The organism is Pseudomonas sp. ChxA (assembly GCF_030263855.1).
GTDB lineage: Bacteria > Pseudomonadota > Gammaproteobacteria > Pseudomonadales > Pseudomonadaceae > Aquipseudomonas > Aquipseudomonas fluorescens_CB.
Genome location: NZ_JARPMK010000005.1, coordinates 86,705 through 99,529 on the forward strand (window position 1 = coordinate 86,705; position 12,825 = coordinate 99,529).

15 protein-coding genes are annotated in these 12,825 nt (G+C 52.1%); 9 read left to right on the forward strand and 6 right to left on the reverse strand.

The genetic code is table 11. The features are described 5' to 3' along the window. Positions 1-188: 188 nt before the first annotated feature. From P5706_RS34970 to P5706_RS34990, 5 genes are all read right to left on the reverse strand, one after another. Positions 189-1,280, reverse strand: a complete 1,092-nt coding sequence (locus tag P5706_RS34970) for a hypothetical protein (protein WP_153045952.1) — start codon at positions 1,278-1,280, stop codon at positions 189-191. Positions 1,281-1,770: 490 nt separating this feature from the next. Beyond that, a complete protein-coding gene (locus P5706_RS34975; RefSeq protein WP_153045953.1) occupies positions 1,771-2,280 on the reverse strand; it encodes a hypothetical protein in 510 nt (169 codons plus the stop codon). Positions 2,281-2,302: 22 nt separating this feature from the next. Then, positions 2,303-3,433: an endonuclease/exonuclease/phosphatase family protein gene (locus P5706_RS34980; protein ID WP_228759002.1), complete on the reverse strand. Its 1,131-nt coding sequence runs from the start codon at positions 3,431-3,433 to the stop codon at positions 2,303-2,305. A gap of 44 nt (positions 3,434-3,477) precedes the next feature. Beyond that, positions 3,478-3,987 carry a DUF922 domain-containing protein gene (locus P5706_RS34985; RefSeq protein WP_169904182.1) on the reverse strand — a complete coding sequence of 170 codons (510 nt, stop codon included), beginning with the start codon at positions 3,985-3,987 and terminating at the stop codon, positions 3,478-3,480. A gap of 97 nt (positions 3,988-4,084) precedes the next feature. After that, positions 4,085-5,737, reverse strand: coding sequence for a tetratricopeptide repeat protein (locus P5706_RS34990; protein WP_153045954.1), 1,653 nt, complete (start codon positions 5,735-5,737; stop codon positions 4,085-4,087). A 129-nt stretch (positions 5,738-5,866) separates the two neighbouring features. Here P5706_RS34990 and P5706_RS34995 point away from each other — a divergent pair, with 129 nt between their 5' ends. The 3 genes from P5706_RS34995 to P5706_RS35005 all read left to right on the forward strand — a co-directional run bounded on the left by P5706_RS34995 (position 5,867) and on the right by P5706_RS35005 (position 8,551). Beyond that, positions 5,867-6,844 carry a DNA replication terminus site-binding protein gene (locus P5706_RS34995; RefSeq protein WP_078465821.1) on the forward strand — a complete coding sequence of 326 codons (978 nt, stop codon included), beginning with the start codon at positions 5,867-5,869 and terminating at the stop codon, positions 6,842-6,844. A gap of 112 nt (positions 6,845-6,956) precedes the next feature. Then, positions 6,957-7,391 carry a tetratricopeptide repeat protein gene (locus P5706_RS35000; protein ID WP_169904180.1) on the forward strand — a complete coding sequence of 145 codons (435 nt, stop codon included), beginning with the start codon at positions 6,957-6,959 and terminating at the stop codon, positions 7,389-7,391. Positions 7,392-7,393: 2 nt separating this feature from the next. Beyond that, positions 7,394-8,551, forward strand: coding sequence for a hypothetical protein (locus P5706_RS35005; RefSeq protein WP_078465822.1), 1,158 nt, complete (start codon positions 7,394-7,396; stop codon positions 8,549-8,551). A gap of 550 nt (positions 8,552-9,101) precedes the next feature. Here P5706_RS35005 and P5706_RS35010 read toward each other — a convergent pair. Beyond that, a complete protein-coding gene (locus P5706_RS35010; RefSeq protein ID WP_078465823.1) occupies positions 9,102-9,470 on the reverse strand; it encodes a PilZ domain-containing protein in 369 nt (122 codons plus the stop codon). 255 nt (positions 9,471-9,725) lie between these two features. On the opposite strand from P5706_RS35010, the gene P5706_RS35015 reads away from it, so the two are divergent. The 6 genes from P5706_RS35015 to P5706_RS35040 all read left to right on the forward strand — a co-directional run bounded on the left by P5706_RS35015 (position 9,726) and on the right by P5706_RS35040 (position 12,825). Further along, the gene (locus tag P5706_RS35015) at positions 9,726-10,622 is read left to right on the forward strand and encodes a hypothetical protein (RefSeq protein WP_188117753.1); all 897 of its coding nucleotides are present in this window, start codon (positions 9,726-9,728) and stop codon (positions 10,620-10,622) included. Continuing rightward, entirely contained in the window at positions 10,619-10,885 is a 267-nt protein-coding gene (locus P5706_RS35020; RefSeq protein ID WP_078465825.1) for a hypothetical protein, read from the forward strand. The genes P5706_RS35015 and P5706_RS35020 overlap by 4 nt, the downstream gene beginning before the upstream one ends. 75 nt (positions 10,886-10,960) lie before the next feature. Next, the gene (locus tag P5706_RS35025; RefSeq protein WP_078465826.1) at positions 10,961-11,374 is read left to right on the forward strand and encodes a 30S ribosomal protein S10; all 414 of its coding nucleotides are present in this window, start codon (positions 10,961-10,963) and stop codon (positions 11,372-11,374) included. Beyond that, a complete protein-coding gene (locus P5706_RS35030; protein ID WP_078465827.1) occupies positions 11,374-12,099 on the forward strand; it encodes a Crp/Fnr family transcriptional regulator in 726 nt (241 codons plus the stop codon). Before P5706_RS35025 ends, P5706_RS35030 begins: the two co-directional genes overlap by 1 nt. Then, positions 12,078-12,299 (forward strand): hypothetical protein, encoded by a 222-nt coding sequence (locus P5706_RS35035; protein WP_078465828.1) that lies wholly within the window; start codon positions 12,078-12,080, stop codon positions 12,297-12,299. Before P5706_RS35030 ends, P5706_RS35035 begins: the two co-directional genes overlap by 22 nt. Before the next feature lies 1 nt (position 12,300). After that, on the forward strand, positions 12,301-12,825 hold the full coding sequence (locus P5706_RS35040) for a hypothetical protein (RefSeq protein ID WP_078465829.1): 525 nt from the start codon (positions 12,301-12,303) through the stop codon (positions 12,823-12,825).

The window sequence follows — 12,825 nt, forward strand, 5'->3', positions numbered from 1 at the left end:
GTTTACTCGAAAACTGTACGGTTACCTTGATGCCATCGCCGAGTTGCGAGGCAACGAGAACACGGCCGATAGCCCCCAGTATTTGATATTCACGATCGATCCTGGGAGCGAAAATCACGCCGCCCCTACGGCAACGGCCCCACGGGTTAGGCGGGGCTTGGGTGTTCCTCATGCGATTTTCTTGATGTCTACTCGGACTTGCTAGTAATAATCCCAATTGACCATCCGCTGGGGTTGCCGATGCTGTTCACAATGTATTTTTGGAAGAACTCCGCGCTAGACTCGCACTGGGTCTGCACCATAAAGAAGCGAATCATGCATTCCGAGCCGCTGTCCTGAAACTCTGGCCCTGGCTCATTAATGTCCTGTAGAGCAGTTGTTGCACGAAGCAACTTGTCGAATGAGTCCAGCGATCTGTTCAGGAGCAGATCGCGCCAAGTCCCCTCATGATGAATCTGGCCAGCGTAGGTGAACCGCTTGCCCCCAATTTCTTTTTGCTGCAAATGTCCCCAGCAGAGGAGCAGGGTATCCGCACCAGTGATCGCTTTGGCGCTCTCAAGCATCACTCGACGAACCTCATCTGCCATCTGGTCATGATGATCTAGCGGCGTGTAAGCAAGGCTGGTCAGGAAGACCGGTACCTTTTCGCTATCGGATATTTCAGGGCTACACGGCATGAAGAACGATGGTCCACCGTATTCATAATCTTCGACAAAGGTATCTTCGATCAGGTCGAAGCCCTGATCGCTGTAAAAGTCCCAGAAATCCCCCGGTTCAACCGGATGAGAAATGCGCAGGCGGTCGGTTAAGTTATCCAGATTGCAGCCTTCGAGGCCTGGCGCACCACCTAGCAAATCCTTGAGCATTGCGTTTGCTACCCGAGGATCATCAAAGCCCGGCACATAGAGGCTCAAACCTTCATCTTCAGGCGGAGAATGCAAAGTACTTCGGTTGATTGATATAGTCTTAGGCATTTTGCCGCTGGAGGGACTGAGGTTCGCGGCCAGGTGGACGGCCATCGATGGGTTTATCGCAAAGACATCAACCATCACAGCAATGTAGCTATCCCGTCGAGCCATCAACTCGGGTACTTCTAGTTGCTCGTCTGGAACACTGGGCTGCTTGTTCCCTATCGCACTGGTAACTGCATCCCAAGTTCGGAAACCGCACAGATTTGCATACATGGCTGCGGCCTCAGCACGCTCGATGCCCAAGCTCTTGCCGCAGACCTCGACCCATAGGCGAGCCAATTTGTGTTCAGTAGCTATGAATTGCGTCATGACGGTGGCCTCGTATTCAAACAACGCTGGGTATCCCGCCATCGCTGTGGCGATACATCTGCACTGCGCCACCTTAGGCTTTTCACCACACGGTGTTGTCAGTTAAACATACGATTTCACTGCTGCGCATCTTCAAACCGATTCGGGCGACGATTTCGTCCAGCACAATGCCTTCGCATGTGAAGCGGGCGTTGACCGCGCTTTGCGGGTTCACTGGGTGGCATCAACATAGATTGACACAAAGCCCCTAAATCACTGACCACTCACGTATCAACCCGGACAGCAACGACAACATAGTTTGACACAACCTACCAGTGATTCCGGGCGCTGCAGGCTGTTGCTCTGCTCCAGAGGGCGATTCATCAGCGTTTTTGTGTCAATCTATAATGCCGAGTGTCGCAATAAGTTGTCTTGTGTCGAACGATGTTGTTTGCTGCCAACAGATCGCATGGCTCGTTTTTGTTTGCAACAGTCAGGACTGTTTCCGTGGTCATTCGTGGTCAAAAATCGCCGCCTCAATCTCTCCACTGTTTTTCGAGCGAAAACTTCTCATCGCATGAGAGATTTTATCGTGAGCGATTTTGACCTTCAAAGCGTATTCGGGTGGCATACACGGCAACCCTTCGATCAGGGTGCAAACATCTGTGATCAGCGGGAAGCCGTTATTGAAGTCCGATTCACGGAGCAGGGAGCGAATATTGAGCAGAAAGAAGTCCTTATTCTGTTGGGTTTGAGAGAACACGTTCCACCCGCCAGAATATTCACCTCCCGCAATCAAACTTAGCGAGCCAAAAACAGAGTGTATGTCACCATGAATTGCCGCTAGGGTGCGGTGACTGTCGAAAGCTAAAATTTCTTCGTCACGACCGATAATGGCATCTGCATCGCGAAGTACACTAAGAAGTTCAGTTAGGACATTCAGTACGTTTTGATTGTGTTCGGTTGCCTGCTGCATTGTGGCTTTCATTGGGTCTCTCATTTTATATTTACCGTCATTCATGACAAGATGCCGTTTGCTTACCTTACTTGCAATTACCCGCCTTCCTGTAGTTGCTCGTAATCGCTTCGGCTTCACTAGCAAATACCACCAGATTCTTCTCCGAGATCATTCCGTAGGACGGGCAACCGCTGGAAAGGTGGTAGATATGGGAGCTCTTATTACCGTGCACGCTCCCGACCTGAGTATTCGAAGCGGTAGAAAGGGCACCAAGCCCGGTCGATGCGAGAGGAGTGAAGACAGAGTCATTACGAGCCGGAGCATTCACTACCTGGTGCATCAGCTGAGCGGGTCCTTGAGGATAAGCCATCTGGACAGCACTCCCCAGCCTAGCCTTCCCAAGCTGGAAGAACACTGGCGCATGATCGCTCACGGCGCGCCGCCCATCCTCATGGCTTACCTTGAGCATCGCAGGGTAATTGACGATCCCAACACCGGACATCATCGATCGCGCTGACTGGTTGGCAAACACATTGTCGTACAGATTGGCAAACCGACCGCTTGTGTTCGACAACGTGCTTGCGCCGTCTGTAACCATTGGGATAGCACGTGCTCGAAGGGACTCGAACGCAGGGTCCGAAGGGGGCATGTTGAAATCACCCATCAGCATGATGGGCTCTCCTGGGTATACCTGCTCGAGCCATTCCCAGTAATTACCGAGCTCTTTCAGCTCTGGGGTTCTGTCAGCGGCTGACTTGCCGTAAATGATATGTACGGTGGCCAAGGCGAAGGTATTGCCGTCACTGAGGGACTTAAAGCGCGCGCTATAGGGCTCTCGCATGAACACATGCTTACGATCCAAAAAGCTTACGGCGCCGTCTTCATATTGAACTGCCGAATCGCGGCTAAGAAAGCAATACTGCTCCTTATAACTGCGCGAGCCTACAGGGCTTGAGCACAGCGAGCTCCACTTTTCACGTGTCCGTTGCTCCAGTGCCAGTTTTAGGTATTGGATGCCCTCATCATTCATCACCTCCTGAACGGCCAGGACGTCAACATTGGCGGCGACTGCTGCTAAAGCTGGGTAACTTTTCTGGTCACCGTTGCCCAGACGCATTGTATTCCAGGTTCCAACACGAGCGTCTGCGGCTGCGGCAACCCCTGATATAGCAGTAGCCAACACCAACAAAGCAGACATCAATAACGTTTTCTTCAAAGGTTATGCTCCAGGCAGTTAGGCTTCATATTCTGTGGGGGGGGTCATCTGACAACGGGGTTCAAATAAGCGCCCTGCGTAGTTCCGTGACGGGTTTGAATGTCTAGATCTTTGTCGTAGGCAGAAATCCGTTCTATCAGCGCGGCCGTAGCCTTCTCAGCGATCACCTTGGCGCGAGAACAGGGCACATCAGTGCGTGTCCCGTTTATTTTTGCCAGTAGCGTGGTGGCGGCCCGGTAGGCGTTTTGCGCATGCAATGCTTCATGAGCATTGAGGGCGCTGTAAAACCGCCGCCACTCTTGCTCAACACCTGGGGATTTGGGAATCGATTCCAGAACAGGTAGGTGAATCCTGATTTTCAAGAACACCTGCCCGTTATCGAGTAGGCAGCCATGTGGGGAGGGAATCAGGTCATAGGATGCTGAGAGATTCCATATCGTGACGCCGGCGTAGTAGGAGCCCCCGTTTCGACTGGGTGTATGCTCTGCAATCGATCGTTGAATTTGATCGATGGTTTGCCCGGACACTCCGTAAGTGACCAACTTGGAATCCACAACTGGAACCGTTGATGCCACAGAATGTAAAGGCATCCAAGCGAGGATCGCTGATATAGCGATTCTTCCAGCCCAATTTGAAGCACTCAGTCGAATCCTAAGTAGCATTTGCCACCAAGCGGGTGTCGAGCTTCTTTTGAAATGCAGCGATTTCCTTCGCTTCGCGCTTGATTAACGAGCGTTTCCCAATTCCGTGCTCAAGCATGTAATCGGCTACTTGCCGCGCAAGGGCTGCTGCGTCGACATGACCATAGATCCATGCCGCGCGAAGGAATTCCAGGGCGCCTTGCAGGTCACCACCTTTGGCAGACAATTCTCCAAGCTCGTAATTGGCTTCAGGATCCTTGCGAGAGGCGGCTTCGTTCAAGAGAGCCAGACCCTCGTCTACTCGCTTACTGTCACAGAGCATCTTCCCGAGGTCTGTCATCGCAATCGGGTATCCGAACTCGACAGCGATTCGCAGATATCGCTCAACGGCGGCTAAGTCTCCAGCTCCCAAAGCCTCATAGGCCAAGCCGTAAGAGCTCAATGGGTGCAGGGCCCCAGCCTTGCTTTGCCAAAGATGTGCCGTTACATCGCTTCCATCAGCTTTTGATGACTCATAGCACCGAGCCAGCGCTACAGCAGCTTCGACAATTCCGTCATTAAAACCCTGCTCAAGGGAGGCTATTGCCTCTTTGCGCCTGGCATCTTCTTTTGGCAGCTCTGTTTGAAATGCCAGCTTAATTCGACATGCCCACAGCAACAGCTCACGCTTGGAGCTCGGCATCAGCCTAAGCTCGCTGTCCCATAGATGGCCGACAACGCGGAGATCACGTGAGTCTTCATTTTTTTGGAAGACATGACCAGTTGAAGGGTCGATGGCCATGTTGCCAAGCAATCCCAACGGGATGATCCGGTTGAAGGCTACACCGTTTATGCGCTGGCCCAGGCTCCATGACGTATGGAGTGCTCCTTCAGCACATACGAGTCTCATCGCCGTGCGTACGAGAGCGGCCTCGCAGGGATCGCCGAGCTGCTGCGCCGGCTCAACTTTTGCCAATATTGCACCCCATCCACCCTCTACCCCTAAACCGAAGGTAGAAATGCCGTATCGGTTGATGGATGGGGCCCCGCGAGTAATCGGACCGCCAAGTGGCTGCAACTGCACAGAGTGATGTTGAATCAGGAAATTCTGTGTGTGGAGGTCGACCTCGTTAAATGAGGCCGAATAAACAGGAACACCTTGCTTGGTGGACAGCGACATCGCAGTGGAGGTATTCAGAGCCTCAGCCTCGTCTGCCGACTCTGCGGCAGGGTGAACCCATATTGCCAAGTCGACCTTCGAAAAGCCGCTCTCGACTGCTTCGCCGTGGGTCAATACGCTACATGCGGGAAGGTTGAGCGCTGTCGCAAGCTTTGAGAATTCGGAGTCCGCATTCTCGTCCAGGGTATAGATGATCTCCACAGCTCCTGGAGCTCCAAGAAATTCGCCAGCCAAGCTAGCCCACTTGGACTTATCGAATCTTATGAGAGGATCTGATCCCAGCAGGAGGACACGAATTGGCTTCTCGCTCCAGCTGATACCTGATTGACGAACGACATTCGCGACTAAAGCTCCCGGGGCCATTACCGAGGCAGCGTTGTTGAGCTTGGCCTTCACCCCGAGTTCGAAAAGTTGGGTCTTCAGCAGAGGCTTGATTGTGCGCAACCAGGCTTCAGTAAGAGCGCCCAGGTTCACTGCAGATTCAAAGGTTTTTGCCAGAGACAAGATTCGGATACCCCAATTTGGTTATGTGCCAGAGTGTACCCGCGCCATAATAGAATCCAATTCAAAACGCCTAGTCGAAAATCCAACGCCCGTTAAAGTGATGTGTGGGCTCACGCAGTGGACATCTCTATGGAACTCCACCTCAGCGCTATCAGTGAAGCAATCGCAGTGGTCAAACAGCTTGAGGCCGAGCTCAAGGTACTGGTCAGAATGCTCAATGACTCACGACACCGATTGAGAGTCGATGCGATTTTTGAGATGGAGTTTCGACAAGAGCCAGAAGTAGACGAAGCTGCGCCTATCCCGGTGAGGAGGCTTGAAGGTAGCGACGCGGTCGACGCAGCTATAGACGTCCTCACTTGCATCACGATGAAGGAAACTCAGAACGCGAAGGAAACCTTGAGGAGTCCAGGGGTAGTTGCGCTGCCTGGGGAAGTGATTGCCAAAATCATCGAAACGAATGATCTGCGCAGCAAGCTGGAAATGCTAATCGGCAAGATCAAGAAATCTAACGATCGCCGGAAGGTTTGGATTAAGTTTGAGGCCATATCGCCAAAGCAGGCAATGCGTTGCACCCCGGTGCTGATGAACCCTCAGACCATTAATTTCTACTGGACTGATACCGGCACATCCGGATCAAGGCATGTGGCTTCAGATTTAGTGAAAGAGTGGGAAGACCTCTTAGATGAGCTTCACGACCGACGTCCTACCATGTCCGACGCTCCTGAGGGATCAATTGAAGAGGGCTTGCTGACCGCTATTGATCTCTTACGGAAGCTAGGCAATGAACAGGTCGCTATTCGGAGACCAGTCAAACCCCACATCCGAGCACGGGTTCGTGACGGTGATACGCCGGTGCGCCAGATCATCTCTTCCGTGCCCTTCGTTTACGACATCGATGTATGCAAGTTTGCACCCACAATTAAACCGCTACTTAGCTACGACGTAGTCACGGCACGACGCAAATCTGCCGGCCGCGAACTACTCGAGAAAGAACCGTACATCAAGAAAATGAACCTCTATCAGTATCTCGAGAACTATCGCGTCTTTGGGCCTTTGGTACAGAAAGCCGAAAGCGATTCATTTCCTGCCTCAATTGATGAATAAGGCAATAATCAGAATGCAGTCCACTGACCAAACCACCAGTCTCCGCCTGGCCAGTCTCACTCGAGATCTGGTCTCCTGCGATGAGCGAAACCGAGCGAACGCATATCGAGACATGCTTGAGCTTGCTGAAAATGGAGATGGCAAAGCAATGTTCCAAGTGGCGAGGTGTCTCAATCAAGGCATCGGTGTAGACACTGACATAACCCGCGCTGACCACTGGCTCCGGCTCGCCTGCATTGCTAAACCTGCATCGACCGACGCCCTATTCACCTACGGAATGTCCCACGTCCTCAAACAACGCGCAGGGGCCGATCCAGTTAAGGGCATCCAATACATCGAGCGAGCTGCTTCTGCCGGTTACGTTAAAGCCACTATAGAGCTCGTCAAGATCGTCGAGCATGGCATGACTGACATCAAACCAGATCTTCGCCGCGCTTACCGCTTACTGGCATCCTCGCTTAGCGAGAAGTCCGACAAAGCCCTCTACGCGGCCTACGTTGGATTCGTAGAGCGCCACCAGCCCATCACCAACCTTCTGGACTCGTGAGCATGTACAAAGAGCAATCTGAACGTTTGGTCAAGAAAATGGCCTTGGGCATTAATGCTGAAGCGGCAAATGTGATCGTTGCGCGTGCCTACGGGTACAACCGTCTGAACGCTAAAACTGGTGAACTCGAAGAGCCAATCAATGGCCTGCAGATGATCAAGACCCCTGATCAGATAAGAGCCATTTCCGATCGAAGCCTCCAGATGATGGAGTTCTTGCGAATGGCCATGAACATGGATCCCCTCAAGAATACGTTACCCGACATTCGTAAAGGGCACCCTCAGGGAACGCTCATTGCAACCATGTGGGGGTTTAGCAATTTTGAAGCGCTGAAGGCATACGCAAGGCAAGATAAGATAGATCCAACCTCTCAATCAGCGGAGGAAATGGCGAGATTCAAGGCTCGCACTGGTTTCATGCCACCCTCCCAATATTTACTGGGACGTGATTATGCCGGCCATACCCTAATCATCCATACCGAGCCCCTGCACATCTCTCAATGGATCGACCAAGAGATTTGCCTGAACCGCCTTGATGACCTGTTCGTTGCCGTAGTGCGAGCCACACACGATGGCGACAACTATCTGAACCGTTACAGCCGCGGCCATGATGTCTTCAGAAAGTCGCTTTCTGAAGATCACAGTTCGTTCATCCTGGGTGAACGTCAGAAGCATCCAGACCACCACTTGGCGGTGACGATTTTACCAAGTCGTACCTACACGCTCGAGCAGCTAGTCTCCGCTCATTATTCTGCCCTTAACGAGGGAGCTGTGCGTGGACGCACCCTCATCATCGACCGGGTATCGGTCGCGAGGGATGAGGAATCGGTCACTGCCGGTTTGAAGCTTGCCAGTAGCGTAGGCATCAACGTCGTTCTAACCATCTCTCATCCAGACCCGATGCTTTGGGACAAATTTGATAGTCGTGTCATATTTGGCTTCGACCCTACAATGGTTGCTACGGGCCATGAGCAAATGGATCAATCGCTAGTTGCTTCAGCTCCATTCATTGGCCTCAAGAAGAACAACCTGCAACTCGCCTATCATTCGAACGACACAGGAGTAATCTTCAGCATCGTCCAGCTCGTGCCGGAAACCCAAGCCCAGGCACAAGGAGCTACGCTATTCAAACGGATATTCGGCAAGCCTGCCGTTGGTTGAGCTCTCTCATTCCCAGACGCGTCCTAAATTAGCGCGTCTGTTATTGCCAAGAATCACAACCAAGTTGACAGAATTGTCGTAAAAGGGAGGTGTAGAATTCCCGCAACAGGAAGCTACACGCCCTGAAATAGAGCATTACCAGTCCACTCGGGCCGGAGACAAGAAAAGAAAAATCCTGGTTTTTTTTGAACCGATGGGCGGCGAGAGGGTCGAAGACACTTGAGATAGAAAGCTTTTCCAGATTTTCGCCGCTTTGCGAGATTTCTGAGACCGCTGCATAGGTGTCAATTTATCGCAAATTCACGGCCTTCATCTTCACAAAGCCCGGTCGTTCGTACAGAATGTGCGGAATGGGGTTCACTCCCCCATGCCAGTTTTTGACACAGTTTCTTGAGGAAAGCATAGGCTTTAGACCTCCTAACTCCTAAGTCACCCCCTTCTACATCCAAATGCCTATGGGTGCCGTTGCTTCTCCTCGACTTATTCAAGGCCCGTCCATGCAAATGGGCGGGCCTTGTCGTATCACAACCAAGCAGTCACTGCTATCGGGTCAGCGCGCTTCGGGGAAGGACTCGCCCAGACTGTGAAGAAAAATATGTTCACGAGATTCCGGAGCTTGTTCGGACAGGGCAATCCCAAGCTGGAAATTTCCGCTTCGATGATCAGTACCGCAGTTCACCACCCTCCCTTCGAATTGAAGCTCGTCACCATTCCGCTGGATCAGCTTCATCGAGATAGCATCTCCGATTCCTTTCTTCTTTTCTGTCAGGATCATAGCGCCCGCGATCGATAAATCTCGCACCCGGCAATCGGCCCAACCCAGGAGCCCTGCTACCAAACCCTTTCCTTTGATTTTTTGAGAGAGCAGCGCTCCTTCAGAGATCACGTACCGCGTGTGCCGTCGGCTGGACGCATTCATCCTTTGTTTCCTATAGCTAGTTGTGCGGATCTGTTCAGAGCGCCGTTACAGAAATCCGAGACCCCTTTTTGGCTGGTCACCTTCAAGGAACTGAATAGTATCGTCACAACATATTCAACGGCTATTCAAAACCCCCTTATGAAATTCCTCCCTAGCACAGCTTCAATTTGGCCCCGAGGTGCTGGTGTGCTCGAGTCCCGAATACCCTGGCAACTTCAGATCCCGGTGTTCCTTTTTGTTTACTTGGCTGTGTGTGTGACTCTCACATTCGCCACACCTGACGGCGAACAAATCACTTTCCTGAAAGTGCTCGAGGATCTTGGCGTCTACGTTCTATTTCTGAGCTTATGGACTGGTATCTATGCTCATTTCCGCCGTGAAATGACCTTGGGGTGGCTCGCGGCAATTGCCGCAGTTTCACTATTCCAAGAAGAGGTCAATTTTCTTAACCTGGGGTACGAAGGAATTTGCTGGATGGTCGGTCACGTACCCACCGGCGAAGAGCGCCAACGCGGAGACGTCTACACACTGGCTCTCGTTTTTACGAGCTTGATTTTGCGGTTCATCGCCCAGCGTGGGTTCCGCAGTTTCATGCGAATTCACATCACATTCTTCCTTGTGGCCTACACCACCTTCTTGTGCTGCATCCACTATCTCTTCGCTTACTACATCCAGGGCGAATTGCTGACAGAAAGGATGCGTTACCAAGAGGAACTGACGGCGACCTATCCGGGTCGGTTCAAGTATGAATGTGAGCGTCTACCCATCAAATGCTTTCAATGGGTGGGAAATGAAATCCCAGCTGAGGTTTTGGCTGCACCTTCTGCTCAAGGTATCCTAGAGTCGATCGAAAGCTCAAAAATGAGTGTTACCGGATGGCTAGAGGTCTTCCCTGCTACCGATAACGAATCCGATACCGTCCTGAGGGGGGTTAGCGCAAGCCAGAAGGTGATCATCACTGCTTACAAAAACGACACCCTACATCGGGCGGTTTTCGATGAAAAATTCCCTAGTCATTCCCTCAACGTCGCCAAGGTTGGTCTACTTTCGTTCTCAACCACATTCATAGCTGTGTGGTTTTTTGGTGGGATGCATCTGGTCTTTATGCACCAGGCCCGCAGGAAGTCAAAACCCAAGGGAGCAATTAAGTGATCCTCGACTATAAGCTTTGGAAGCAACAGGTCATCAGTCAGGCCGTCTCTGCACATGAACAGTCACTCCCTATGGTGAACCAGCTCGCCAATCCCCAGATAATGGCTCTTTACGACAAGATCCTTGGGGTTCTCACTGGGCCGCACACAATCCGAGTCCGCCGAGACCCGGGGCTGTTTGATGCACTGCGCCTAAGGAAAGCGCAGCGATCCTTCGCAAGCGCCCTCTATCATCATCAGAAAATTGCAGATCTGAACAAATAATATCGGTCAAAGTCGCTGAAATGGGGCTGTCTCTTTCCACTATTAGGGCATGAGATATTTCAAGGGCCCCGTCCAATGTACAGCGAAGCGAAATCTGCCCAAGCCTGGGATCTTGCAGATCCCAGGACCATGCGCTCGAATTTTTCCTCCGCCAGCTTCTACATCGTCATCGATGGGCTGGACCACCCTATCGTCCTGCAAACTGCCAAAACGATTAAAACTGCCCTGCGCCGCACGCAAGGGGTGAAGGTGCGAGGCCCTCTCGCGCTTCCGACTGTACGCAGACGTCACATCATTCTCCGAGAAGCCCTGTCCAATGGCTCCCGCGGTCTTTACTGCGCCAAAGCCAAACGAATCAGGAATGTCCTCCTGGTTGAATCTCCAACCTCGGAATCCATCATGTCGCTCGTGGCGTTACCACTGCCGGCGACTGTCAACATCAAGATCGAGTCGTACCAGAGCCAATACGACTTGAAGGAAGCTCAATAATGGCAAACGGTTTCTCACACGCCATGAAACACCCAAACATTGCCGTCCTCGAAACGCCCGAACCTGACTGGTTCAAAACAAGCCCTCAAAAGGGAACGTGGGCCAGTTGGCTCATCCATGGCAACCATTACGGGACATTGATTGACCTCCCGCCAAAGACTCAACTGGACATCGACCGAGGGAATTTCTTCATCGTCCTTCAAGGCTGCGTGGTTGCCTATGCACTTTCGCCAGATGTCCAGGGCAAGGGGATCTTCGTAGACGCCCTTCGGAAGGGTGACATAATCTGGCCACTTCAACCTAAGCAGGTACGGTTTGGCTACGAGACTCGAAGCCATACCTTCCTACTCGCTGTCTCAAAGTCAAAATACGATGAGTTCATGAAAGCGAACAGCTACAGCGAGACTGTTCTCATGGCCGCTGAACTGAACTTGATGACCAAGCATTCCCAGGCTGCGCAGTACCTATTTGCCAAGGACCTTGATCGCATCAAGCGGGTGATTACCATGCTGGTTGAGCATCCCGACTCACGCCCCACGGCCCGCGGTATAGAGGTCCATGCCAGCAAAGATGAAATAAGAACCCTTGCGGGGGTCGAGAGGCGGTCGGGCAGTCGCGCGTTCAAAGCATTGGAAGAGGAAGGGTTGCTGAAGTTTGATGGGTACAAGACCTTTTTCTTTCAATCACAATCTGAGGTTTCGGCATGCGCCGCAGTACGAACGTAGCTGTTAGCAAGATCGCCGCTTATGCAGAGGATCCGCGCAAGTTCGTTGGGGCCGGTGGTGGGGCATACAACCAACGTTTAGCCAAAATGGGTACCGCAGCGCATGGCCGGATCGGCGCGGGGCCAAGCAAAGGCGGATTTATTGCCATTGTGTTGGTAGCCATCGCCGCCCTGCTCTACTTTAAGGTGATTACATTCTGACATGCTGATCATTCTTGGAATTATTGTAGCGGCCCTGTCGCTGTATCTGGCCCTCAAAGCCAAGGCACCACTCGATATTTACAAGCAGTTTTCGCTGCCTGCAACTCAGTGGGTAATTGTAGGGACTGACCTAGGCAAGGGGCATCCACGAAAACGGCTCAGCGCACTCGGCGTAGCAGGTGAACCGGATGCCATTTTCCGCGGAAATCGTACAGGGCAAATTGTAATCGGTGAATTCAAAAACCGAATGTACAAGGGGTTCGTACGACGCCGGGAATACTACCAGGTGATGCTGTATATCGGCCTTGCTCGGGAGGCATTCAAAGAATCGAATGTGGTTGGGCTGCTGAGCTTTAGAGATGAGTGTGTGCAGATCCCGTTCGATGAGCAGCTATTTCGAGCTTTGGTTTCCATCAGGACTGAGGTACCCATTTCACTCAAGAACAGAAAGCCGCAAGATTCAAGGCCTCTGCATAAGCGAATGGGCATCACAGTCAAGAACCCGAAAATCAGGTTCCCTCGTTAG

Coding starts and splice junctions, on each gene's coding strand:
- P5706_RS35040 (WP_078465829.1), top strand. CDS start 12,301: ATGCTGATCATTCTTGGAATTATTGTAGCGGCCCTGTCGCTGTATCTG.
- P5706_RS35005 (WP_078465822.1), top strand. CDS start 7,394: ATGTACAAAGAGCAATCTGAACGTTTGGTCAAGAAAATGGCCTTGGGC.
- P5706_RS35025 (WP_078465826.1), top strand. CDS start 10,961: ATGTACAGCGAAGCGAAATCTGCCCAAGCCTGGGATCTTGCAGATCCC.
- P5706_RS35010 (WP_078465823.1), bottom strand. CDS start 9,470: ATGAATGCGTCCAGCCGACGGCACACGCGGTACGTGATCTCTGAAGGA.
- P5706_RS35000 (WP_169904180.1), top strand. CDS start 6,957: ATGCTTGAGCTTGCTGAAAATGGAGATGGCAAAGCAATGTTCCAAGTG.
- P5706_RS35035 (WP_078465828.1), top strand. CDS start 12,078: ATGCGCCGCAGTACGAACGTAGCTGTTAGCAAGATCGCCGCTTATGCA.
- P5706_RS35030 (WP_078465827.1), top strand. CDS start 11,374: ATGGCAAACGGTTTCTCACACGCCATGAAACACCCAAACATTGCCGTC.
- P5706_RS34995 (WP_078465821.1), top strand. CDS start 5,867: ATGGAACTCCACCTCAGCGCTATCAGTGAAGCAATCGCAGTGGTCAAA.
- P5706_RS34970 (WP_153045952.1), bottom strand. CDS start 1,280: ATGACGCAATTCATAGCTACTGAACACAAATTGGCTCGCCTATGGGTC.
- P5706_RS34975 (WP_153045953.1), bottom strand. CDS start 2,280: ATGAATGACGGTAAATATAAAATGAGAGACCCAATGAAAGCCACAATG.